This window comes from Pseudomonas azerbaijanoccidentalis (assembly GCF_019145495.1).
Taxonomy (GTDB): Bacteria; Pseudomonadota; Gammaproteobacteria; order Pseudomonadales; family Pseudomonadaceae; genus Aquipseudomonas; species Aquipseudomonas azerbaijanoccidentalis.
In genome coordinates this window covers 391092-417998 of sequence record NZ_JAHSTU010000003.1, presented here as the reverse complement: position 1 = coordinate 417998, position 26907 = coordinate 391092, and the positions used below count along the sequence as shown (strand labels likewise).

4 protein-coding genes are annotated in these 26907 nt (G+C 62.9%); 1 reads left to right on the top strand and 3 read right to left on the bottom strand.

Translation table 11 applies throughout. The annotated features are described in order from the left end of the window. Positions 1–154 precede the first annotated feature (154 nt). Complete coding sequence (locus KVG88_RS12680) at positions 155–2635, top strand: TonB-dependent siderophore receptor (protein ID WP_150703139.1); 2481 nt, start codon at positions 155–157, stop codon at positions 2633–2635. A 249-nt stretch (positions 2636–2884) separates the two neighbouring features. Here the strand turns inward: KVG88_RS12680 and KVG88_RS12675 are convergent, their stop codons facing one another. From KVG88_RS12675 to KVG88_RS12665, 3 genes are all read right to left on the bottom strand, one after another. After that, positions 2885–3841: an alpha/beta hydrolase gene (locus tag KVG88_RS12675; protein ID WP_217871611.1), complete on the bottom strand. Its 957-nt coding sequence runs from the start codon at positions 3839–3841 to the stop codon at positions 2885–2887. Positions 3842–3984: 143 nt separating this feature from the next. Further along, complete coding sequence (locus KVG88_RS12670) at positions 3985–15747, bottom strand: non-ribosomal peptide synthetase (RefSeq protein ID WP_217871610.1); 11763 nt, start codon at positions 15745–15747, stop codon at positions 3985–3987. After that, on the bottom strand, positions 15747–26729 hold the full coding sequence (locus tag KVG88_RS12665) for a non-ribosomal peptide synthetase (RefSeq protein ID WP_217871609.1): 10983 nt from the start codon (positions 26727–26729) through the stop codon (positions 15747–15749). Before KVG88_RS12665 ends, KVG88_RS12670 begins: the two co-directional genes overlap by 1 nt. Positions 26730–26907 lie beyond the last annotated feature (178 nt).

Sequence of the window (26907 nt, the reverse complement as noted above, 5' to 3'; positions counted from 1 at the left end):
GGGCAAGCCCGCTCCCACAGGTTCTGCGCTGGGCTTGCCTCTCTGAAAATTATTTTTCCGGTTTCTTTTCCGGTTTCATGTCAGCGCCCCGTCTTAATAATCATTCCTATTAACAAAAACTCTGCACGACACTTTTCAGGAGCACAGGTAAGTAATGCGATCTCTTCCACGCCGCACACCTCTCGCGCTGGCCGTACAGCGCCCGACTTTGCATAGAACATTACTGACCAGCGTTCTGCTGACCGCCACCTTGCTGGGGAGCTCGATGGCCAATGCTGCACCTGTAAAAGTCAGTATCCCGGTTCAGCCGCTGTCCAGCGCGCTGACTCAACTGGGCATGCAGACCAACCTGCAAATCCTGTACAGCCCGGACCAGGTGGCCGGCCTGAAATCCCGTGCGGTCTCCGGCTCGCTGGAGCCATCCGAGGCGCTGGCTGAACTGCTCAAGGGCACCGGCATTTCGTTCCAGATCAACGGCAACAGTGTGACGCTGATGTCCAGCGGCTCTTCGAGCCTGCAACTGGGCGCCACCACCATTTCCGGCCAGGCCTTGGGTCTGACCACGGAAGACACCGGGTCCTACACCACCGGCGCGACGACTACCGCCACCAAGCTGCCGCTGACCATTCGCGAAACACCGCAATCGGTGACCGTGGTCACCCGCCAGCAAATGGATGACCAAGGCTCAAAGAGCGTGGGTGATGTCCTGCGCAACACGCCTGGCGTCACCATGCAAAAATACGACAGCGACCGTACCGAGTTTTCCACCCGTGGCTTTGCCATCACCAACTTTCAGTACGACGGCGTCAACATTCCTTACGACGGTGTCTACGGTGAAAACCCGAACAACAGCGACGACTCCGCCAGCCTCGACCGCATCGAAGTGATCAAGGGCTCGACCGGCCTGATGACCGGCGCCGGCGACCCGGCTGCCACCGTCAACCTGGTGCGCAAGAAACCGACCAAGGAGTTCAAGGCGTCGGTCAGCGGCACCGTCGGTTCGTGGGACAACTATCGCACTGAAGGCGATATCTCCGGCCCGCTCAACGACAGCGGCAGCGTGCGCGGTCGCTTTGTCGGCGCCCTGCAAGACAAAGATTCATACATCGACCACTACAGTCAGAAGAAAGACCTGTACTACGGCATCCTCGAAGCTGACCTGACCGACGACACCTTGCTGACCGTGGGCGTCGACAAGTCCAGCGCCACCCCGCGCGGCAGTTCCTGGACCGGTAACTCGCCGTTTTTCAGCGACGGTGGCCGTACCGATTTCTCGCGCAGTTTCAACCCGGGTTCCGACTGGAGCCGTCGTGATTTCGACAGCACTACCTACTTCGCGTCCCTGGAACAAGCGCTGGCCAACGACTGGAAGCTCAAGGCCACCCTTGACCAGAAAACCACCGATCACGATACCCAACTGGCCTCTGCCAGCGGCGGTAACCCGGATCGCGCCACCGGCGAGGGCATGTTCTTCTACTGGGGGCGCTGGGAAGGCCACCGCGTACAGAACACCGCTGACATTAACGTCTCCGGTCCGTTTTCCCTCGGCGGTCGTGAACATGAACTGGTCGCGGGTTTCATGACGTCGCACTCGCGTCAGACCGGTGCCACCTACGACACCAGCGCCTTCGAACTGGTGCCGGGCAATATCTTTGACTGGGAAGGCCACATCGCAAAACAGGAGTTTCCGAAGAACGGCAAATACGAGCGTACCCAAAGCCAGAACGGCGCTTACCTGGCTACGCGCCTGCGTCCGACCGACGACCTGTCGTTCATCCTCGGCGGCCGTGTCAGTACCTTCAAATACAACGAAGACTACACCTACTACCCAGGTGCGAGCCTGGCCGACACCCACGCCAGCTACAAGGAACATGGCGTGGTCACGCCTTACGCTGGTGTGGTCTATGACCTCGACGATACTTACTCGGTGTATGCCAGCTACACCAGCATCTACCAGCCGCAAATCTACAAGGACGCCAGCGGCAAGACCCTGGAACCGGTGGAAGGCGACAGCTACGAGACCGGTCTGAAAGCCGCCTACTTCGAAGGCAAGTTGAACGCCAGCCTGGCCTTCTTCCGCATCGAACAGGACAACGTCGCGCAGTACGTCACCACCGACACCGACACCGGTCAAGACGTCTACAAACCGACTTCCGGCGCCACCACCAAGGGTGTGGAACTGGAACTTGCCGGTGAACTGGCCGAAGGTTGGAACCTGTCCGCCGGCTATACCTACGCCCGCTCCCGTGACAAAGACGAGCAACGCATCTTCGGCTTCCCGTTGGCCACCACCAAACCGGAACACGTCGTGCGTACGTTCACCACCTACCGTCTGCCTGGCGCACTGGACCAGGTCACCGTCGGTGGTGGTGTGAGCTGGCAGAGCGCGTTCTACGGTCAGACGTTCAACCCGAGCGTGAATGGCAGCGGCCAAGGCGAAACCGTCAACATCAAACAAGGCGGCTACACCCTCGTGGACCTGATGACCCGTTATCAGTACGACGAACACCTGAGCTTCACCGCCAACGCCTACAACGTCTTCGACAAGAAGTACCTGACGGGCCTGGGCAACTTCGGCACGACCTTCTACGGCGAGCCGCGTAACTTCCAACTCACCGCCAAGTACGATTTCTGAGCGATTGAGCTGACCTGAAAAATGCCCGTATCGTTAGATGCGGGCATTTTTTTATGGGCCGGGATTTGTGGTGGATTTGATGCCGCCATCGCGAGCAGGCTCGCTCCCACAGGTTTTGTGTACACCACAGATCCCATGTGGGAGCGAGCCTGCTCGCGATGACGATAATCGCCACACCACAAACCCAACTGCCAGCCACAAAAAAACCGCCATCCCCAATCTGGAAATGGCGGTTCTGCTGACTTTCGATCACACCTTTGACCGCACCCACCCCGCCACTTCCGCATGAATCGCTTCCACCTCACTCAACAACCCCGCCATGCGCAGAAAGTCATGGGTCATGCCCGGTTGTTCCAGTAAGGTCACGTCGTTGCCGGCTGCGCGCAAACGTTCGGCGTAGGCCAGACCCTCGTCGTGCAACGGGTCATGGCCGGCCAGGTACACCAGCGCCGGGGCCATGCCGGACAGGTCTGGCGCCAGCAACGGCGAGCAGCGCCAGTTGGCAAGATCCGCCGGGGTGCGGCCGTAGTGGGCGTAGAACCAGTCCAGGGTCGGGGTTTCCAGCAGGTAACCTTCGGCGAAATCACGATGGGAAGCGCGGTGCGTGGTCGCGTCGGTGACCGGGTAAACGAGCAATTGCGCCTTGGGTTTCAACGCCAGCTCTTCGGGTTCACGCACGGCGATCAGCGCCAGCACCGTGGCCAGGGTTGCGCCGACGCTGTCACCGGCCAGCGCCACCCGCGACGCGTCCAGACCATGTCCCGCGCCTTCGCGCACCAACCAATTGCCGGTATCGCAGGCGTCCTGCACCGGGGTTGGGAAACACCATTCCGGCGCCAGTCGATAGTCCACGGTCAACAGGGCAAAACCTCCCTGCGCGGCCAAGCGCCGGCACAGCGCATCGTGGGAATCGAGGCTGCCGACGACGTAACCGCCGCCGTGAAAATACAGGATCACCGGCTGCAGTCCGTCGACCGCATGCCCGTCGCGATACAGCCGCGCCGCCAGACTGTGGCCGTCGCGCGCGGCGATGGTGAAGTTCTCGCAGACGACGGTGTCCAGCGGCACATCGAGAAACGTTGAAGACGCTTCGAAATCGATCCGCGCCTGTTGCGGGGTCTGTTGGTGCATCGCGCGGCTTTTGCCGGTCAGGCGGCCGAACTCGGCGAGTTCGAGGAAAGCTTCAAGTTCTGGCAGTACGGCCATGGGGTGAATCCTTTTACACAAAGAGGTCAATATTCGGGGAACACCTGTAGGAGCTGCCGCAGGCTGCGATCTTTTGGCGGTGTTTGATACACCGATAAAATCAAGGTCAAAAGATCGCAGCCTGCGGCAGCTCCTACAATGGATCAGGCGATCGCCGGGCTGCGCTCCAACAACACTTCAAGCTCATCCAGCAACTCATCACCGCGCAGCAACTCGTAATGCCCGCCCGCCAACAAGCGATCAACCCCGTGATGCCCAACCTGCGCCTCGAACACCCGGCGCTCGTCATCACGCTCGGCCACCCACCAGCGATGGGCCGCCACCTGCACCTTCGGCAATTGCCGTTGAGCCAGGGCCAGTTGCTTGAGCGACGAGCCCGTGGCGAAGATCTGCGTCAGTTCGCTCGCACCCAGCACCGCGTTTTGGTTGGACCCGTGCATCGCCGCCTCGATTACCGCGGCGGCACCTTCACGCTCGTTCAGGCCAGCGGTTTTCAAGGCAATCAGCGTCTCTGCTTCTTCAGACGGTTGACCGAGGACAAACTTAAGGAAGTCGGCCAAATCTTCGCGCCAATCCCCCGCTTCCGCCGTGCCCGCCACGTAACTGTCGACCAGTCCGGCAAACGAAACCGTCTGACCTTGGCTTTCCAGTTCATGGACAACCAGCTGCGTCAGCGCCCCCCCCAATGACCAGCCGAGCAAGTAATACGGGCCTTGCGGCTGCTGCGCACGAATCCGCTGTGCATAGGCCTGAGCCATCGCCACCAGCGATTCGTCCTGCCATTGCGGGTCGAGCAGCATGCGGCATTGCAGGCCGTACACCGTGCGTCGGCCTTCCAGACGTCGGGCCAGCGGCTCGTAGTCGAACACCGTGCCGAAACCGGCGTGCAGGCAGAACAGCGCCGGCACATTCGTGACCCGACCATTGAGCGCCAACAACGGGTCCGGCGCTTTCGCAGGCTCGGCAGCCTGATAGCCACTGAGTTCGGCGATACACGGTTTCTGCATCAAGTCGCGCAGCTTCAATTCAAAGCCCAGTTGCGGCTGGCTGCGCACTCGCGAGATCACTTTGAGCACCTGCAACGAATCGCCACCGAGTTCGAAGAAGTTATCGTCGATGCCCACTAGCGGCACGCCGAGCACTTCCTGCCAGATTGCGGTCAATGCCGTCTCCAGTGCGTTACGCGGCGCGCGATATCCACCGAGTGCCCATTCCGGCTCCGGCAGAGCGCGGCGGTCGAGCTTGCCGTTGGCCGACAGCGGGAAACGCTCGAGCACGAGGATGCGCGCCGGCACCATGTAGTCCGGCATTTGCGCTTGCAACTCAGACTTCAAGCGACGATCCAGCCCGGTCGCACCCGCGGCCACCACATAACCGACCAACTGCTTGCCAGTCGGCGTGTCGTGCACCACCACAGCGGCATCCTGCACGCCTGCGCATTCACGCAAGCGCGCTTCGATTTCGCCCAGTTCGATACGGAAACCACGGATCTTCACTTGCTGATCGAGGCGGCCGAGGTAGTCGATCAAGCCGCATTCGCGCTGGCGCACCAGATCACCGGTGCGGTACATGCGGCCACCGGCCTCGAACGGATCGGGAATGAAGCGCTCGGCGCTCATCCCCGGACGCTGGTGATAACCCCGCGCCAGGCATTCGCCGCCCAGGTACAACTCGCCGCTGACACCGACCGGCAACGGATTGAGATCGGCATCCAGCACGTACAACCCACGCCCGGCCACACCACGACCAATCGGCGCATAAGCCGCATTGCAGGTTTCGCTGGCCTCGGCACGCCACAGCAGCGGCGTGACCACGGTTTCGGTCGGGCCATAACCGTTGACCAGACGCTGCGGACGCAGGGCACGCTTGACCTGTTCGAAACTGGCGTCCGGCACCGCATCACCACCGAAGCAATACACCTCGACCGCCGGTGGATTGCCCAGACGCTCGGCCACTTCGGCCATCTGTTGCAGATACGCCGGCGGGAAGCAGGCGACGGTGACGTGGTGACGATGCAGCACTTCCAGAGTGTGTTCCGGGGTCCACAAGCTGTCCTCGCGGATCACCAGGCTGCCACCGGCCAGCATCACGCTCAACCAGCGCTCCTGGGCACCGTCGAAGGCAAACGACATGAAGTGCAGTTCGCGGCTGCGCGGTGCCAGTTCATAGAGGTCGATAATGCCCCGGCAATGCCGGGCAATCGGTCCACGCGCCACGGCCACGCCTTTCGGTTGGCCGGTGGAGCCGGAGGTGTAGATCAGGTACGCCAGGTGTCCTGGCAATGGCTCAACAACCGGGCACTCGGTGCTGACAGCGATACTCAACTGATCCAACAACAAGCGCGGCGGGCTGTCGGCCAACGTCAGGCGTTCACCCAGATCACTGTCACAAATCAACAGGCTCGCCGCCGAATCACTGAGCATGTACGCCAGTCGTTCGGCCGGGTACGCAAGATCCAGCGGCAGATAGGCCGCGCCCGCCTTGAGTACCGCGAGGAACGCCACGATGGTGCGCTCGGAACGCGGCAACGCCACCGCCACCATGCTTTCGGCACCGATGCCGCGAGCGATCAGTTGCTGCGCGAGGCCGTTGGCCTGTGCATCGAGATCGGCATAGCTGACCTCTCGATCCTCGCAGAACAAGGCGATTTTCTGCGGCTGATTGCGCACGTGCTGATTGAACGCGTGCAACAAATCCGTGTTGTCGGCAGACGCTTGCGGCAGACTCAAACGTGCTTCCGGCAAGCCGATGTTACCGAGCAGGCAGTCGGCGTCTTCAGGCAAGGCCCTCAGCAGCCCTTCCAGCTGGGCACGAATGCGCTCCACTTCGACGTCGCTGAAGCGATCTCGCAAGTACAGGTATTCGACCTCCAGGCCTTCGTCGTTGGCACTGACCATCAAATCCATCGGGAAGTTGGTGACACCGCCACTGCCGACCTCGGCAAAGCGCAGCTCGCCTTCCTCGCCACCGCGCAAGGCACGGTCCACCGGATGGTTTTCAAACACGATGATGCTGTCGAACAGGCCTTGGCCACCCTGCCCGGCCCAGCGCTGGACGTCGGACAGCGGTGTGTGTTCGTAGTCGCGCACGGCCAGGTTGTAATCCTGCAATTCGCGCAGCCACTCGCCCAGCGGCTGTTGCGGGTCGAGGGTCTGGATCACCGGTAAGGTGTTGATGAACAGGCCGAGCATTTCCTGGGCACCGGGCAGACCGGTCGGGCGCCCCGCCACCGTCGCGCCGAAGGCTACGCTGCGCTGTCCGCTATGGCGCTGCAACAGCAACAGCCAGGCGCCTTGCACCAGCGTGTTGAGGGTCACGCGCTGACGTTTGGCGAAACTGTGCAACTTGCGCGTCGCCTCGGCATTGAGGTCGCTGTACATCACGCCGTGGCCGGAGCCTGCGGCACCGGACGCCTTGGCCAGGATGGTCGGGGCTTCCAGCAACGCCAGGCGCTCGCGCCAGAAACCCTCGGCTTGGGCATCGTCCTGACGTTGCAGCCAGGCGATGTAATCGGCGTAGCGACCGGTCAGGGCCGGCAGGCTGTCGTGGTGATACAGGCGCAGCATCTCGCCCAGCAGACGCGACGCACTCCAGCCGTCCAGCAGCAGGTGATGGTAGATCCAGATCATCTGGTAACGCGCTTCACCCAGGCGAACCAGGATGAAGCGCATCAGCGGCGGGCAACTCAGGTCGAAACCTTTGGCCTGCTCGGCTGCCGCCAGTTCGCTCAGTGCCTGTTCGGTGTCACTGCGCTCACGCCAGTCGAGTTCTTCAATCGGTAAATCAACGCTGGCGAACACCGCTTGCAGCGGATCGGCCAGACCATCGCGCCAGCGGAATGCCGCACGCAGCACCTCATGACGCTCGACCAAAGCCTGCCACGCCGCACGGAAACGCGGCACCTGTAAGCCATCCACCGCGACGCTCAACTGGTTGACGTACGGGTTGAGCTCCGGTGAATCGAGGCAATGGAACAACATGCCTTGCTGCATCGGCGACAGCGGATACAGGTCTTGCAGCCCTTCTCGGGCGGACACATCGATGTGCGGCACCAGCGCGAAGGCCTCGACGGTCGGCGCTTCGACCAACGTAGTTTCACGACGGGTCGCCACAGCGGCGAGTGCGCGAATGGTCTGCTGTTCGAACAATTGCTTCGGACTGAACACCAACCCGCGCTGTCCGGCACGGCTCACCGCTTGTAGCGAGATGATCGAGTCACCGCCCAGCTCGAAGAAGTTCTCGGTGACGCCCAGCGAATCCAGGCCCAGCAGTTCCTGCCAGATCGCCACCAACAGCGCCTCGGCAGGCGTCGCAGCGGCCACTTGATCGAGACTCTGACGCGAGGCCTCAGGCGCCGGCAAGCCCTGACGATCAAGCTTGCCGTTCGGCGTCAGCGGCAGCGCGGCCAGGCACATCAAATGCGCTGGTAACATGTGTGCCGGCAGACGGCTGCGCAGGTGCGTGGTCAGTGCGTCACGCAGTTCCTGCTCGTCGGCCAGCGGATCGCGCGGCACCACGTAACCGACCAACTGGCGGCTCACCGGCCCTTCGCGGTCGATGACGAACGCTTCACGCACGCCTTCGTGCTCCATCAGGCAGGCTTCGATTTCGCCGAGTTCGATGCGGAAACCGCGAATCTTCACTTGCTGGTCGATGCGGCCGAGGTATTCGACCACGCCATCGGCCCGGAACCGTGCGAGGTCGCCGCTGCGGTACAGCCGCGCGCCCGGCACGAAAGGGTCCGGCACGAAACGTTCGGCGGTCAGGTCCGGACGCTGGTGATAACCCCGCGCAACGCCCTCGCCGCCGAGGTACAACTCACCCGCCACACCCACCGGCAACGGCTGCAAGCCACCGTCCAGAATGTAGGCGCTGCGATTGCCCACCGGGCGGCCAATCGGCATGAACGCCGAGTCGAATTCGGTATCCGGATACGCCAGCCAGATCAGCGGCGTGATCACCGTTTCGGTCGGGCCGTAGCCGTTGATCAGACGCTTGGGTTGCAAGACTTGCTGAACCTCGTCGAACGCATGCTTGGCCATGCCTTCACCGCACGGCGTGTAGGAACGGATCGGCAAATCGCGCCCGGCTTCACCCATGTAATCGGCGATCTGCGCCAGATAGGTCGGGGTGAAACAGGCGATGGTGATGCGGTGTTTTTCGATCTCGGCGCAGGTGCGCTCAACGCTCCACAACTCGTCGTCGCGCGGCATCACCGCCGAACCGAACACCAACGGCGTCAACCAGCGTTCATGGGCGCCGTCGAAGCTGATCGAGGCAAATTGCAGTTCGCGGTCGTCCGGGGTCATGCCGTACAACTCACCGATCGACACGCAATGCATGGCCAACGGACCGTGGGCCACGCTCACGCCTTTTGGCCGCCCGGTCGAGCCCGAGGTGTAGATCAGGTACGCGAGGTTTTCGCCGCAGGTCAGGTTGACCGGGTTGCTGTCCGCCATGAACTCCAACGGTTCGCGATCGATTTCCAGCACCGCCAGGCCTTCCGGCAAAGGCAGTTTTTCCCGCAGCCAGGATTGGCTGATCAGCAGTGAAATCCCGCTGTCGTCCATCAGGTAACGCAAGCGCTCCGCCGGATACGCCGGGTCGAGCGGCACGTAGGCGCCACCGGCCTTGAGGATCGCCAGCAGGCCGACGATCATTTCCGGCGAACGCTGCATCGCCAGGCCGACCCGCACTTCGGGGCCGATACCGCGCCCGCGCAAGTGATGGGCCAAGCGGTTGGCACGGCGGTTGAGTTCGTCGAAGCTCAGCTCCACGTCATTGAAGATCAGCGCCGTGGCGTCAGGTCGGGCAACGGCCTGGGCTTCGATCAGTTGATGCACGCACAACGGGTTTTCCGCGACGGTGAACGGCGGGTTCCACGTCAGCAATTGCTGGGTGCGCTCCGGTGCCGTCAGCAGGTCCAGTTCACTCAAAGCGGCCTTCGGCGCCGCGACCATCGCCGCCAGCAGTGCGGCCAGATGCTCGCTCATGCGCGCAATCGCCGTGCTGCTGAAATGGCTGCACTGGTAGCTCCAGTTCAAACTCAATTGGCTTTCGGCAGTGGCTGCCAGGGTCAGCGGGAAGTTGGTGCGTTCGTGGTTCTGCGGGATCGAGAAACTCAACCCGGCTGGCGCGCCCTGCTGCAAGGCTTCGGCCACCGGGAAGTTTTCGAACACCAGCAGGCTGTCGAACAGCGGCTCACCGGCACGCCCGGCCCAGCGCTGAATGTCACCGAGGGCGGTGAATTCGTGTTCGCGCAGTTCGAGGTTCTGCGCCTGCAAACGGCTCAGCCATTGCTCGACGCTTTCCACCGCATCCGGACTGCTGATCACCGGCAGGGTGTTGATGAACAGACCGAGTTGGCTTTCCGCCCCCGGCAAATCCACCGGACGCCCGGCCACGGTGGCGCCGAACGCCACGCTGCGTTGGCCACTGTAGCGTTGCAACAGCAGCGCCCACGCACCTTGCACCAAGGTGTTGAGGGTGACTTTCTGCTGGCGGGCAAAGTCGCTGAAGCGTTTGCTGGTGGCGACGTCGAACGTCTGGCGATGGTCGGCAAACGCCGCGTCCGAGCGTTTTTTGCTGTCGCCCTGTGCGAGGCTCTGGGCCAGCAGCGTCGGGTTGTCCAGTGTCGCCAGTTGCCCGCGCCAGAACGCTTCGTCGGCCTCGGCATCCTGACGTTGCAGCCAGCCGATGTAATCGGCGAAACGCCCGGTGGGCGCCTGCACCTCTTGCCCGGCATAGCGCTGCAAGACTTCGCTCAGCAGCAGCGAGTTACTCCAGCCGTCGAGCAACAGGTGATGGTGGGTGTAGATCAGTTGCTGACGCTCGTCGTCCAGGCGCACCAGTGTCAGGCGCATCAGCGGCGCTTTGGTGGAATCGAGATGCAGGCGTTCGCTGTCGATCAGCTGTGCTAGCGCGTCGGCCTGATTGTCGCGACCACGCCAGTCAAGGCAAGTCAGCGGCAATTGCAGATGACGGTGCACCAGTTGCACCGGCGCTTCGAAACCTTGCGGGAAGTGGAAGCTGCTGCGCAGGATCGCGTGGCTGTCGAGCACCGCTTGCCACGCCCGGCCCAAACGCTCGGCATCGAGACCACGGGCCTCGACGCTGAGCTGGTTCACATAAGCGCCAGACGCCGATTCGTAGAGGCTGTGGAACAGCAACCCGGCCTGCATCGGCGACAGCGGGTACACATCTTCGATCTGCGCCGGTGGCACCGGCAGACCATCAAGTTGCGCCTGGCTCAGGCGCGCCAGCGGGAAGTCGGTCGGGGTCACGCCACCCGCACCGTCGCTCAGGCAATGGTCGATCAGCGCCAACAGCTCAGCTCGGAAATCGATGGCCAGGGCTTCAATCTCGCGCAGCTCGAAGCAGTCGCGACTGAAGGTCCAGTCGAGTTTCAGCTCACCGCCATAGACCTGACCGTCCACCGACAGCCAGTTAGGCAATGGCGCATCGGCGGATTGCGCGGCACCGCTGGATTCCCTGGCGGGCGTGAACAGTGCGTCCTCGGCAAAGCTCTGGTCAAACTGCCCCAGGTAGTTGAAGGTCACCCGCGCCTGCGGCAACGCCGCCAATGCGGCTTGCGCCGAGGCATCACCCATGTAGCGCAGCAGGCCATAGCCCAAGCCTTTGCCGGGGATGTCGCGCAGTTGTTGCTTGATGGCCTTGATCGAAGCGCCGAGCTCGGCGCTCGGTGTCAGGCGCACCGGGAACAGGCTGGAGAACCAGCCGACGGTGCGGGTCAGGTCGATGTCATCGAACAGCTCTTCGCGGCCATGACCTTCGAGCTGGATCAGCGCCGATGCTTCACCGGTCCAGCGACTGAGTGTACGGGCCAGTGCGGTCAGCAGCAGGTCGTTGACCTGTGTGCGGTAGATCGCTGGGGCTTGTTGCAACAACTGGCGGGTCTGATCGCGATCCAGACCGATGCTCACGCCTTGGCGCAAATGCCCGGCTTGGCTGGCTTGCGGGTTGGCCGCCGGCAGTGTGTCGCTGGCTCCGGCGAGTTGCGTTTGCCACCAGTTCAGTTCATCGGCGGCAATTTCAGAGCGTGCGTAAGCGTCGAGCTTGTCCGCCCACGCCTGGAAAGCGCTGGTCTTCGGCGGCAGTTCTTCACCTTGATAAGCGGCCTGCAAATCTTCCAGCAGCACGCGCCACGAAACACCGTCCACCGCCAAGTGGTGGATCACCAGCAACAAGCGCTGCGTACCATCGGCCTGGGCGATCAGTGCCACGCGCAACAGCGGCCCGTCTTGCAGGCTGAGGCTGCGCTGGGCTTCGTCGCACACCGATTCCAGCGAAGCTTCGCTGGCCACGCGGGCGGTCCAGAGCATGTCGATGACGTCGGCGCTGTCGGCACCGACATAACGCGCCGACCATTGGCCGTCGACCTGGCTGAAACGCAGACGCAGCGCATCGTGCTGCTTGAGCACACGTTGCAAGGCGCTTTGCAGACGCGGCAGTTCAAGGGGTTCGCGCGGCGTCAGCAACACCGCCTGGTTCCAGTGAGCGCGTTGCGGGATCGGCTCTTCGAAGAACCAGCGCTGAATCGGCGTGAGTTTTTGCACGCCGTCCACCGGACCTTGTGGCGCCAGCGTTGCCGCTTGCTCCTTGACCACAGCGGCCAGGGCTTGCAGGGTTTGCTGCTGGAACAGGTCGCGCGGTTGCAGGCTCAGGCCGGCACGGCGCGCGCGGCTGACCACCTGGATCGAGATGATCGAGTCGCCGCCCAGTTCAAAGAAATTGTCCTGACGCCCGACCTGCTCCACGCCCAACACGTCCTGCCAGATCTGCGCCAGCACCTGCTCATGGCTGCTGCGCGGTGCTTCGAATGCGCGCTGGCTGACCGGCGCGGTCGGCGCCGGCAGGCGTTTGCGATCCAGCTTGCCGTTGGGGCTCAGCGGCATTTGTTCGATCAACACGGTCTGCGCCGGCACCATGTAATCCGGCAGGCTGCCGAGCAAATGGCTTTTCAGGGTTTCGCGCCACGCGCCTTGCTGGTCGGCATCGGCGCCGACCAAAGCGCGGTCCTGCGGCACGATGTACGCCACCAGTTGCTTGCCACTCGGGCCGTCGAGGGCCAGGACTACGGCCTCCTGCACGTCGGCATGTTCTTGCAGTCGCGCTTCGATTTCCCCGAGCTCGATGCGCAAGCCGCGAATTTTCACTTGATGGTCGATGCGTCCGCAGTAATCGATGGCGCCATCGGCACGATAACGCGCCAGGTCGCCGGTGCGGTACAGGCGCTCGCCGCTGCCGAACGGGTCGACCACAAAACGCTCGGCCGTCAGCGCGCCACGTCGGTGATAACCACGGGCCAGGCCGACGCCACCGAGGTACAACTCACCCACCGCGCCCAGCGGCAACGGTTGCAGCTCGCTGTCGAGGATGCAGGTGCGCAGGTTGGCGATCGGACGGCCAATCGGCACGCTGTCGCGGCCCTCTTCCACACAGGTCCAGTGGGTCACGTCGATGGCCGCTTCGGTCGGGCCGTAAAGGTTGTACAGATTGGCTTGCGGCAAACTGCGCAGGGTCTGGCGTTGCAGTTCCATCGGCAGCGCTTCACCGCTGCAAATGATCCGGGTCAGCGAGGAGCAGGCCAGCGCTTCGTCAGCTCCGACGAAGGCTGAGAGCATCGACGGCACGAAGTGCAGCGTGGTGATCGCTTGCTCGACGATCAGCGCGGCGAGGCGTTGTGGATCGCGATGCTCGCCCGGTGCGGCGATCACCAGCGTCGCGCCTTTCATCAGCGGCCAGAAAAACTCCCACACCGACACGTCGAAACTGAACGGCGTCTTTTGCAGCACGCGGTCCGACGGCTGCAGGTTGTAGGCTTCCTGCATCCACTCGATGCGGTTGTGCAACGCCACATGGCGGTTGCCCGCGCCTTTAGGCTTACCGGTCGAACCGGAGGTGTAGATCATGTAGGCGAGGTTTTCTGCCACGGCAACATTGGGCAGATCGCTGCCCGGCAGGTCGCTCAGCCAATCGGCATCGGCGTGCAGGCACAGGGCACGCACGTTGTCCGGCGTCGGCAGTTGCGCCAGCAGATGTGGCTGGGTTAGCAGCAGGGAAATGCCGCTGTCCTCGATCATGTAGCTCAGGCGATCGAGCGGGTATTCCGGGTCCAGCGGCACGTAGGCGCCACCCGCCTTGAGGATCGCCAGCAGGCCGACGACCATTTCGAACGAACGGTCGCAGGCGATCCCGACGATCACTTCCGGGCCGACGCCCTTCGCACGCAAGTGATGGGCCAGACGATTGGCGCGCAGGTTCAGCTCGGCGTAGCTCAAGGACTGGCCCTGAAACACCAGCGCCGTTGCTTCAGGGTTTTCAAGCACCCGCGCTTCGAAATGCCGCTGCACGCAGACTTCACCCGGATAGACCTGAGCCGTGTCGTTGAGATCATCGAGGATGCGCAGGCGCTCGTCGGAATCCAGCAGCGGCAGTTCGGCCAGTGGGGTTTGCGGGTTGGCCAGCACGCCGGCGAGCAGGTTGCGCCAATGCCGGGCCAGTGTTTCGATGCGCTCGGCGTCGAACAGGTCGGTGGCGTAGGTCAGGCTGGCGAACAGTTGGTCGCCCTCCTCCTGGGTATCGAGTTGCAGGTCGAACTGTGTGGTCTGGGCCGTGGCGTTCAGCGCCTCGACCCGCAACCCCGCCAGCAAACCGCTGACCGCTGCCGGCCGGGCTTGCTGGTGATTGAACATCACCTGAAACAACGGGCTGTGGCTGAGGCTGCGCTCGCCTTGCAGCGCCTGCACCAGCCGCTCGAACGGCAGGTCCTGATAATCCTGGGCATCCAGCGAAGCGGCGCGGGTTTGCTGCAGCAACTGGCTGAATGGCAGGCGCCCGTCGACCTCGGCACGCATCACCTGAGTGTTGACGAAAAAACCGATCAGGCCACGAGTTTCCGCGCGGTTGCGGTTGCCGATCGGCACGCCGATGCGCAGATCAGCCTGGCCGCTGTAGCGATAGAGCAAAGCCTGGAAACTGGCGAGCAACAGCATGAACGGCGTCACGCCGTGCTGTTTGGCCAGGGTCATCAAACCGCTGGCCAGATCAGCGTCGACGGCGAAATCCAGACGTGCACCGCGCTGGCTTGGTTGTGCCGGGCGTGGACGATCCGTCGGCAATTCCAGCAACGGCTGTTCGCTGCCAAGCTTCTCACGCCACCAGTTCAGTTGACGTTCCAGCTCACCCGCCTCCATCCAGCGACGTTGCCACGCGGCGTAGTCCGAATACTGGATCGGCAGCGCTGCCAACTCTGCGCCCTGCCCTTGGCAATGCGCGGCATACAATCGGGAAAACTCTTCGACCAATACGCCCATCGACCAGCCATCGGTGACGATGTGGTGCAGGGTCAGCACCAGCACATGATCCTCAGCATCCATTTGCAACAGGCTGACGCGCAGCAGCGGGCCATGCTGCAAATCGAATGGTCGGGCGATGTCCTGCTCGACCTGTTTCATTGCGCATTCGAAGCGCAGTGCCGCCGGTTCTTCGCGTAAATCGTGCTGTTCGATGGACAGCGAAGTGAACGCCGCCAGCGTTTGCATCACCTGGCCGTCGTCCTCGACAAAACGGCTGCGCAGGCTCTGGTGCCGCTCCAGCAGCACATCAAAACTCTGTTGCAGGGCCGCGACGTTCAGTGGGCCGTGGAGGCGCAGGGCGGCGGGAATGTTGTAGGCCGAACTCTGTGGATCGAGCTGCCAGAGGAACCATTGGCGCTGCTGCGCGTAGGACAATTCAAACGTCGCTTGCGGCTCGGCAGCGGCCGGAATCGGCAGTTGGCCGAAACTCACACCCTGCTCTTGCATCTTGGTCAGAAACTCGCGGCGCTTGTCGGCGGACAGGCCGGCGAAGCGCGTGGCGATACGCATGGCGGTGGTGTGTTCCATCAGTTGATCTCCATCTCGTCGAGAAGCGACTCAAGCGCATCCAGACGTGCATCGTTGTCAGTCGGGGCTTGTTGCCCGGCCATGGCGGCGTAAGCCTGAAGGTCGTTGCTTTCAAACAGCGCGCGCAGCGGCAGCTCGATGCCCAGTTCCAGCTCCACGCGGGCACTGGCCTGGGCGGCGAGCAACGAGTGCCCGCCCAATTCAAAGAAGTTGTCGCGCCGACCGATCTGCGCCACGCCCAGCACGTCGGCCCAGATCGCCGCGAGTTGCTGTTCGAGTTGGCCTTCGGGGGCTTCGAACGGTCGTTGCCAGTCTTCAGCATCCGGCAGCGGCAAGGCCTTGCGGTCGAGCTTGCCGTTGCTGGTCAGCGGCAGGTCATCGAGCAGCAGCCAGTGGCTAGGCACCATGTAGTCCGGCAGATCAACCTTGAGCGCGGCGCGCAGGTTGTCGCGCCAAGCGATCGGGTCATGCGGGGTTTGTTCAGCGACGACGTAGGCGCAGAGCTGCGGCCCAGCGTCACCGGTATGCACGCTCAACACCGCCTGACGCACACCCGGTTGCGCCAGCAGCGCGGCTTCGATCTCGCCCAGTTCGATGCGGAAGCCTCGAATCTTCACTTGCTGGTCGATGCGTCCGAGGTAATCGATGCTGCCGTCGGCGCGCTGACGCGCCAGGTCGCCACTGCGATAGAGGCGTTGCGCGGCGTCAAAGGGGTTCGGCACAAAACGCTCGGCGGTCAAGCCGAAACGCCCGTGATAACCCCGCGCCAAACCCGCACCGGCGATGTACAACTCGCCTGCCACGCCCACCGGCACCGGTTGCAACTGGCTGTCGAGCAAGTACCAGCGCAGGTCGCGGATCGGCAGGCCAATCGGGCTCTGCGCCTTGCCGTCGAGGTCGGCCAGGCGAATGGCGCGGTAGGTCACGTGCACGGTGGTTTCGGTGATGCCGTACATGTTCACCAGCGTTGGCTGTTGATCGCCGAAGCGTTCGAACCAAGGACGCAGGCTGGCGACTTCCAATGCTTCGCCACCGAAGATCACCTGACGCAGCGCCAGATTGCGTGGGCTGGCGCAGGCAATCGGCAACAGTTGACGGAACGCGGTCGGGGTCTGGTTCAACACCGTCACGCCTTCATCGCAGAGCAAACGGTGGAATTCCTGCGGCTCGCGGCTGATGTAATACGGCACGATCACCAAGCGCCCGCCGGTGCACAGCGAACCGAACAGTTCCCACACCGAGAAATCGAAGGCGTAGGAATGGAACAGGGTCCAGACATCGTCCGCACCAAAGTTGAACTCGGCAGCGGTGGCCGTCAGCAAGCGACCAACGTTGCCGTGGCTGAGCAGCGCGCCTTTTGGCCGACCGGTGGAACCGGAGGTGTAGATCACGTAAGCGAGATTGTCCGGCGTCGCCAGCGGCAGCAAATTGTCGGTGCTGTAGGCCTCCAGTTGCAGCGACGTCAGGTCCAGCACCTGCACGTCATCGCGGGCCGGCAAACCGTCGATCAAGTGCGATTGGGTCAACAACAACGCGATGCCGCTGTCGTCGATCATGTAGCTCAAACGCTCGGCGGGGTATTGCGGGTCCAGCGGCACGTAGGCGCCACCGGCCTTGAGAATCGCCAGCAAACCGACCACCAGCGGCAGCGCCCGCTCGGTGGCGATGCCCACGCGCACTTCCGGCCCGACACCCTGCTCGCGCAGTTTGCGCGCCAGTCGGTTGGCCTGGGCGTTGAGCGCGGCGTAGGTCTGGTGCTCGCCTTCATACACCAGCGCAATCGCGTGCGGTCGTTGCGCGGCTTGAGCTTCGAACAGTTGATGCAAGGTGGGTGACGGCGCTTGGGTTTGGAATGCCGGATTCCAGTGCTGGACCAACCCCGCCGATTGCGATGCTTGAAGCAACGGCAGTTCGGCGACGCGCTGTTGAGGATCGGCCACCACCGCGCGCAACAGGTTCAGCCATTGTTCGGCCAAGCGCTGCATCGACGCTTCGTCGTACAGATCGGTGGCGTAGCTCAGGCTGGCATCCAGTTCGTCGCCCTGCTCCTGGGTATCAAGCACCAGATCGAATTGTGCGGTGTGCTGCTGCCAGTGCAGGCGCTCGACCCGCAACCCGGCAACGACACGCTCAACGCTCGCGCCCATTTGCTGCTGGTGGTTGTAGAGCACCTGGAACAACGGGCTGTGATTGAGGCTGCGGTCCGGTTGCAAGGCATCGACCAGTTGCTCGAACGGCAAGTCCTGGTGGGCCTGCGCGGTCAACGCGGTTTGCTTGACCTGTTGCAACAAGGTGCTGAATGGCTGTTGCCCATCGATCTCAGCACGCAGCACTTGGGTGTTGATGAAGAAGCCGATCAGGCCTTCGGTTTCCAGCCGCGAACGCCCGGCGCTCGGCACGCCGACACTGATGCCCGACTGCCCGCTCTGACGGTGCAGCAAGGTCTGGAAACTCGCCAGCAACAGCATGAACAGGGTCACTTGCTGTTGCTGTGCACATGCACGCAAACCGGCCAGCAGTTCGCGATCAACGTTCAGCGTCAGGTTGGCGCCACGCTCGCTGCGGCGCGCCGGACGGGTCAGTTCACTCGGCAGTTCCAGCGGAGCCTGGCTACCGTCCAGTTGCTCGCGCCACCACGCCAGTTGCCGGGCGCCCTCACCCGCCTCCAGCCAGTCGCGCTGCCAGCGGGCGTAGTCGCTGTAAGCCACCGGCAAGTTGTTGAGGCTGGCCGCGCGGCCTTCGGCAGCGGCCTGATACAAGGCGCTGAACTCATCAACCATCACTTGCATCGACCAGCCATCGGCGGCGATGTGGTGCACGGTCAGGACCAGCACATGTTCCTCGGCGCTGACTTGCAGCAGCAATGCGCGCCACAGCGGACCGTTGCGCAGGTCGAACGGTTGGGCGATTGCTTCGGCCACGGCATCGTTGATCGACGACTCGGCGACTGGTCCCTCGCTCAACTGCAACGCCAGTTCGGCGTGCACTAACGGACGTGCTTGCTGACCGTCTTGTTCGAAGGTCGTGCGCAGGGTTTCGTGACGAGCCTGCAATTGCAGGAAGGCTTGGCGCAGGGCCTGGCGGTTCAGAGCGCCTTTCAGGCGCAGCGCGGCGGGAATGTTGTAGGCGCTGCTCTGCGGGTCCAGTTGCCAGAGAATCCACTGGCGCTGTTGGGCATAGGACAAAATTCGCGGTTGATCGTCCGCCGCACGTTGCAGTTGCGGCTGAGCGCTGACCTCGGCAAGCGCCGCACGCTCGGCGAATTGCGCCAGGTTCGAGGCAGAGAACAGGCTGCTCACTGACAGTTCGATGTTCAACTGCTGGCGAACCCGGGAAATCACTTGCAGTACCAGCAACGAATGGCCGCCCAACTCGAAGAAATTGTCGTCGCGACCGACGTGCTCAACCTGCAATACGCTCTGCCAGATCTGCGCCAGTTGCGCTTCCAGCCCTTCAATCGGGGCAACGAAAGCGCGCTGTGCAGCGCCGGCTTCAGCCCGCGGCAAGGCCTTGCGGTCGAGTTTGCCGTTGTTGTTGAGCGGCAATTTCGCCAGCAGGATCAGATGGCTCGGCACCATGTATTCCGGCAGCGCTTTGCGCATAACGGCCTTGAGGGCTTCAACGTAGTCAGCCTCGGAATTCACCACGCCGCTGGCGACGACGTACGCCACCAGTTGCGTGCCGTCCTGGGCGATGACTGCCGCTTCGCGCACCTCGTCCCGAGCTTGCAGGCAGGCTTCGATCTCGCCCATTTCGATGCGGAAGCCGCGAATTTTCACCTGATGATCGATGCGCCCGACGTATTCCAGATCGCCGTGGGCGTTGTAGCGCGCCAGGTCGCCGCTGCGGTACAGACGCGCACCGGGTGCGCGGGCAAACGGGTCCGGCAGGAAACGTTCGGCGGTCAGCGCCGGGCGGTCGAAATAGCTTTGCGCCAGGCAAGCCGGTGCGCCGATGCACAACTCGCCGACACCATCGGCCGGCAGCAACTGACCGGCCGCATCCAGCACATACAACGCACGACCGGCGATGGCACGACCAATCGGGATGCCGAACGCATCGCTGGCATCGTCCAACCGGCATTCATGCACGCTGGACACCACGGTCGCTTCGGTCGGCCCGTAGGTGTTGAGCAAACGCACGTGACCCAAACCGGCCTGATGCCACAGGCGCAGACCTTCCACCGACATGGCTTCGCCGCCAACGTGCACCTGACGCAAATCGCCAAGGTTGCGCACCACACCGCTGGCGCATTCGCGGGCCAGCAGGAACCAGTAGGCGGCGGGCAAGTCAGCCACGGTCACGCCTTGCTCAATGATTTGTGCAGCCAGTCGACCGGCGTCCCACAGGTCATCGCCGCGCATGATCAACGCCGCGCCAACGCACAGCGCCGGGTAGCATTGCTCGACGAAACCGTCGAAGCTAAAGGTCGCGAATTGCAACACGCGGTCGGCGGCCGACAGCACCGAATAATCGGCGGCGCTTTGGCAGAATTCACGCAGCGCGCCATGGTCGATCGCCACGCCTTTGGGCTGACCGGTGGAGCCGGAGGTGTAGATGATGTAAGCCAGGTCTTCTGCCACGGCGTGGTTTTTTGGATCGCTGTCCGGGTAGCCTGCGGCTTCGTCGAGGCTCAGCAGGCGCACATGCACCGGCAGCGGCAAATCTTCCAGCAAACCGGACTCGCACAGCAACACGTCGAGACGGCTGTCCTCGATCATGTAGGCCAGTCGCTCGCTCGGGTATTTCGGGTCCAGCGGCACATAGGCCGCGCCGCTTTTCAGCACCGCGAGCAGGCTGACGATCAGTTGCGGGCCACGACGCAGCGCCAGGCCAACACGTTTGCCAGGACCGGCGCCGTTGTCGATCAAGCGATGCGCCAAGCGGTTGGCCTGGGCATTCAGTTCACCATAGCTCCGGCGCTGACCATCAACCTGCAACGCCAGCGCATTCGGGGTGGCAGCGGCTTGAGCGGCGATGCTCTCGTGAACCAGAAGGCCTGTGGATAACTCAACCGGCGCCGGTTGGCTGATCGCGAGCAGCGCGTTTTTGCCTTCGCCATCGAGCAGTTCCAGTGCACCCAATGCAGCGTTCGGCGCGGCGACCAATTGCGTCAGCAGGTGCTGAAGATTGGCCGACAGTTGAGCCACCTGAGCAGCACTGAAACGCGCCGCGTCGTAGCTGAAATCGAAACTCAGCGCCTCGCCCAACTCGACGCCAAGCGTCAGCGGATAGTGAGTGCGCTCATGATTGTGCAGGTTGCCGAACGACAACCCGGCCGGCGCGCCTTGCTTCAGCGCCTCGGCGACGGGGAAGTTTTCGAACACCAGCAAATTGTCGAACAGCGCCGAGCCCTGTTGCCCCGCCCAACCCTGAATGTCGTAGAGCGGCACGTGTTCAAACTCGCGCATCGCCAGGTTCAGGCCTTGCAACTCGCCTAGCCACTGGCTGATGGTCTGATCCGGTTTCATCGAACACACCAGCGGCAGCGTGTTGATGAACAGCCCCAGTTGTTCTTCGATCCCCGGCAACGGTGCCGAACGCCCGGCCACGGTGGCGCCGAACACCACGCAATCCTGGCCGGTGTAGCGTTGCAGCAACAGGCTCCACGCCGCTTGCAGCACGGTGTTGAGGGTGACTTTCTGCTGACGGGCGAACTCGCCCAGACGCTGGGTCGCGCGGTTGTCGAGCACCACGCGAAGTTCCTCGCTGCCTTGGGCATCGACCGGTGGGCGCAGGGCCTCGGCCAGCATCGTCGGTGCTTGCAGCGGTGCCAGTGCGGCTTTCCAGAACTGCTCACCAGCGTCGGCCGATTGCTGCTGCAACCAGCCGAGGTAATCGCGGAATTGGCCCATTGGAGCCGGCAGCGACTGTCCGGCGGCGTAGTGCTGGATCACTTCGGCGAGCAACTGCGCGTTGCTCCAGCCGTCCATCAGGATGTGATGACTGGTGTAGATCAGGTGCCAGGCGTCGGTGCCGGTACGCACCAGTTTCAAGCGGAACAGCGGTGTCGTGCCCAGCTCGAAACCTTGGGCACGTTCGGCATCGGCCAGCGCGTCAGTGTCGGTCGCTTCAAGCACTTGCAGCGGCAGCGTCACCTGACGGGCAATCGCCTGATGCGCAACGTCGAGACCCTGCCAGTGAAAGCTGCTGCGCAGGATGTCGTGACGCTCGACCGCCGCCTGCCAGGAGCGGGTGAAACGCTTGGTGTCGAGGCCGCCAATGTCCAGGCGCAACTGACTGATGTAGGCGCCGACTTGCGGCTCGTACAGGGTGTGGAACAGCATGCCCTGCTGCATCGGAGACAGCGGATACAAGTCTTCCAGCGTCGAGACGGAAAGCGGCAATCCATCGAGTTGCACCTGACTGATCTGCGCCAGCGGGAAGTCCGACGGCGTGGCTTGCGCCAGTTCAAGCGCACAGCAGTGATCGATCAGCGCGTTCAACTCATGCGCATACTCGTCGGCCAGACGCTGGATGGTCGCGGTGTCGAACATCTCGCGGCTGAAACCCCAGCTCAGGGACAACTCACCGCCGTAAACCTGACCTTCGACCACCAGCCAGTTGCCGAGCGGCGCCGTTGGGTCCTGCGCCACACCATTGCCTTCGGTGGACGGCGTGAACAACGCGCCCTCATCGAACTGACGGTCGAACTGCCCCAGATAGTTGAAGGTAATGCGCGGTTGCGGCAGCGACGCCAGTTCAGCGCGTACCTCAGGCGCGCCGAAGTAGCGCAGCGCGCCGTAGCCCAGTCCTTTGTCCGGGACGTTGCGCAGTTGCTCCTTGATCGACTTGATCGATGCGCCGAAGTCGACAGCGGGTTTCAGATTGACCGGGAACAGGCTGGTGAACCAGCCGACGGTGCGGGTCAGGTCGATGCCGTCGAACAGGTCTTCGCGGCCATGGCCTTCGAGCTGGATCAGCGTGCTGCCCTGCCCGCTCCAGCGGCAAACGGCTCGGGCCAGTGCGGTCAGCAGCAGGTCGTTGACCTGGGTGCGATACGCCGCCGGGGCTTGTTGCAGCAGCCGGCGGGTTTGTTCGGTGTCGAGTTTGAGTTCGAGCTTTTCTTCAAATCGGTTTTCCAGCGCACCGTTCGGGCGCTCGCATGGCAGGTCGGTGGGCGCGTCTTGCAGTTCAGTTTTCCAATGGCCGAGGCTGTGTTCGAAGGCTGGCAAATGCTCCTGCAAGCGCGCGACCCAACGCTGATAAGTGCTGCTTTTCGCCTGCGCCGTGCCGCCGTTGTAGAAGTGCTGCAAATCTTCCAACAACACGCGCCAGGAAACACCGTCCACCGCCAGGTGATGGATCACCAACAGCAAACGTTCGGTGCCGTCAGCCATCGCGACCCACAGGGCACGCAACAACGGACCGTTTTGCAAATCGAGGCTGCGCTGGGCTTCATCGCACAAGGTATTGAGCTGCTCGACCGATTGCGCCTGACGCCGCCACAACACCGACTCCGTAGTCGGCGCGGCGTAGGTTTGCTGCCAGGTGTTTTCTGCCTGTGCATAACGCAGGCGCAGGCTATCGTGCTGGGTCAGCAATTGCTCCAGTGCACGCTCCAGCGCCTCGACGTTCAGCGCCTCGCGCGGCACCAGCAGCAGCGACTGGTTCCAGTGCTGACGCTCGGGAATCGCCTGTTCGAAGAACCATTGCTGCACCGGCGCCAACGCCACTGCGCCCGCCGCCGGACCTTGATCGATCTGCGATTGCCCGCCAGTGCGCGCCGCTTGGGCGAGGCTGCGGATGGTCTGGTGCTGGAACAGGTCCTTGGGGCTGAGCACAATCCCGGATTGCCGCGCACGGCTGACCACTTGCATCGAAACGATGGAATCGCCGCCCAGTTCGAAGAAATTGTCTTCCAGGCCGACGCTGTCGATGGCCAGCACCTCTTGCCAGATGGCGGCGAGGGCTTTTTCCAGTTCGCTGCGCGGCGCGACGTGTTCGCGCTGTTGGGTCGATCCATCAATCGCTGGCAAGGCCTTGCGGTCGAGTTTGCCGTTCGGCGTCAGCGGCAAATGGTCTAGGAACAGCAGGAACGCCGGGACCATGTAGTCCGGCAGATGCTGACGCAGCGCGGCTTTCAGCGACTCGCGCAGGGTCGCTTGCGCCTCGGCATCGACCACCAGCGCCGAGTCGCTCGGCACAATGTACGCCACCAGTTGCTGACCATTGGCGCCGTCCTGGGCCAGCACCGCCAGTTCGCGCACCGCGTCCTGCTGCAACAGCCGCGCTTCGATTTCACCGAGTTCGATACGGAAGCCACGCACCTTGACCTGATGGTCGATGCGGCCGACGTATTGCAGGGTGCCGTCGGCTTGATAACGGGTCAGGTCGCCGGTGCGGTACAGGCGCTCGCCGGTGCTGGAAAACGGGTTCGGCACGTATTTTTCAGCAGTCAGGCTCGGCTTTGCGAGATAGCCACGAGTGATGCCCGCACCGCTGAGGTACAGCTCGGCGGACACGCCTTGCGGCACCGGTTGCAGGTCGGCATCGAGCAGATAGCTGGCGGTGTGCTTGAGCGGGCGACCAATGTTGGCGTGGCCATCGGCTTCACGCCGGGTCCAGGTCGAATAGGTGGTGTCTTCTGACGGGCCGTACAAGTCGTAGACGTGCTCGACGGTCGCTTGCTGATACAGCGCGTCAACCAGGCTCTGTTTGAGTGGTTCACCGGCCAGATTGATGATGCGCACGCTCGGCGGGATCTGCCCGTCGCGTTGCAACGCGTTGATCGCCGATGGCACGGTGTTGATCAGCCGCAACTGATCCCGCGCCGGCAGTTGCGGCAATTCCAGGGCGTTGCGGGCGATGATCAGCGAACCGCCGTTGGCCAGCGTGACGAACAGCTCCCACACCGACAGGTCGAAGCACACCGACGTGGAGGCCAGCACGCCTTGAATGTCGTCGCGGCTGTAAACCGATTTGGACCAGTCGATCAGCGCCAGCACGTTGCGATGGGCGATGGCCACGCCTTTGGGCTTGCCGGTGGAACCGGAGGTGTAGATCACGTAGGCCAGGTTGTCGGGCGTGACGCGGCTGATCGGCGCACTTTGCGGGAAAGCGGCCAGCGACGGGATATCGTCCATCAACAGGACTTGAGTGTCTGCGCTCACATTCAACGATTCGGCGACGGCCTGCTGCGTGATCAGCACTAAAGCGCGGCTGTCTTCGAGCATGTAGGCAACGCGCTCGGCTGGGTAATCCGGGTCGAGCGGCACGTAGGCGCCACCGGCCTTGAGCACGGCGAGCAAAGCCACCAGCAGTTGCTCGGACCGCTGCAGGGCCACGCCGACCCGCACTTCCGGGCCGACACCGAGTTCGATCAGTTTGTGCGCCAGGCGGTTGGCTTGCTGATCGAGTTCGCTGTAAGTCAGTTGCGTATCCGCGAAGGTCACGGCCAATGCATCAGGGCTCGCAGCCACTTGCTGGCTGATCAATTCATGAACGCACAAATCTTCAGCGAAGCGTTCATCGGCGCGGTTCCAGTCATGCACGATGCGCTGATACTCGGCGTGCTCCAGCATCGGCAAATCACCGATGCGCTGCTGTGAATCGCTGACCATGCCTTGCAGCAAACGCGTCCAGTGCTGCGCCATGCGCGCGATGGTCGCGGCGTCGAACAGGTCGTTGGCGTAAGTCAGCGCGGCGTGCAGTTTGCCGCCCTTCTCATAAGTATCGAGGGTCAGGTCGAACTGCGTGGTGCGCCCTTGCCACTCGATCATGCCCAGCGCCAGGCCGGACGCCGTGGTCACCGTGGAAATGTCCGCGACCTGCGGCTGGTGGTTGTACATCACCTGGAATAGCGGCGTGTGACTGAGGCTGCGTTCCAGTTTCAGCGCTTCGACGAGGCGCTCGAACGGCAGGTCCTGATGGGCCTGCGCGCCGAGCGCCGTTTCCTTGATGCGACGCAGGAAGTCGTCGACACGGGTCTGACCGTCCAGTTGCGTGCGCAGCACTTGGGTGTTGACGAAGAAACCGATCAGGCCTTCGATCTCCGCGCGGTTGCGGTTGGCGATCGGCACGCCGACGCGGATGTCGTTCTGCCCGGTGTAACGGTGCAGCAGCACGTTGAACGCACCGAGCAACAGCATGAACAAGGTGATGTTGTGTTTCTGGGCCGTGGCGCGCAGTTGCTCGGCCAGTTGCCCGTCGACAGCGAATTCGTAGCGCGTGCCGCGATAGCTCGGCATCGCCGGGCGCGGATGATCGAGCGGCAGTTCCAGCACCGGGTGTTCGTCACCCAATTGCGCTTGCCAGTATTCAAGTTGACGCGCCTGCTCGCCCGCCTCCAGCCAGCGGCGCTGCCACAACGCGTAGTCGCCGTACTGGATCGGCAAAGGCGCAAGTTGCGGTTGCGTGCCGGCATCGAAGGCGTCGTAGCAGCGGATGAACTCGTCGATCAGCACGTTCATCGACCAGCCATCGGACACGATGTGGTGCAGAGTCAGCAGCAGCACGTGCTCCTGCTCGGCGAGCTTGAGCAAGGTCACACGCAGCAGCGGCCCGGTGCCCAGATCGAACGGCAACAGCGATTGTTGCTCGGCGGCATGCGCCACGGCCTGCTCCCGCTCGGTGGGCGGCAAGGCACAGAAATCGACTTGATCAATCACCAGCGGCGCCGTGGCTGGAACTTGCAGCAGGGTGTCATCCGGTTGCGGCGCAAACACGGTGCGCAGGGTTTCATGACGCGCCACCAGGCTGGCGAAGGCTTGCTCCAGCGCAGGCAGATTCAGACGACCGGTCAGGCGCACCGCACCGGGCAGGTTATACGCGCCGCTTTGCGGGTCCAGTTGCCACAGAAACCACATGCGTTGCTGGGCGTACGACAGCGCCTGGCGGTCCTCGGCCTCGACGCCGGCAGGAATGGGGAAACGGGCGAAATCAACGCCCTCCTTGTGCAAGGCCGCAAGGAACATCTGGCGCTTTTCCAGGGGCAACCCGATAAACCGGCGAGCAAGTTTCAAGGAGTCTTCAGCATTCATTTCTGGGTATCCGGATCAGTGGCGGGAAGCACAAAGGCACGTCGTCCCTATAAAACGAATGCAGGCCGGAAAAATTAGCGAATGAGAACAACTATCAGAAGGGAGGTGAAACGCGGAAAATTGAACGATGAAAAAACCTGTGGGAGCGGGCTTGCCCGCGATAGCGGACGTTCAGACA

Bases quoted from the DNA above. Each gene is read 5' to 3' on its own strand.
- KVG88_RS12665 (WP_217871609.1), bottom strand. From the start codon at position 26,729: ATGAATGCTGAAGACTCCTTGAAACTTGCTCGCCGGTTTATCGGGTTG.
- KVG88_RS12680 (WP_150703139.1), top strand. From the start codon at position 155: ATGCGATCTCTTCCACGCCGCACACCTCTCGCGCTGGCCGTACAGCGC.
- KVG88_RS12670 (WP_217871610.1), bottom strand. From the start codon at position 15,747: ATGGAACACACCACCGCCATGCGTATCGCCACGCGCTTCGCCGGCCTG.
- KVG88_RS12675 (WP_217871611.1), bottom strand. From the start codon at position 3,841: ATGGCCGTACTGCCAGAACTTGAAGCTTTCCTCGAACTCGCCGAGTTC.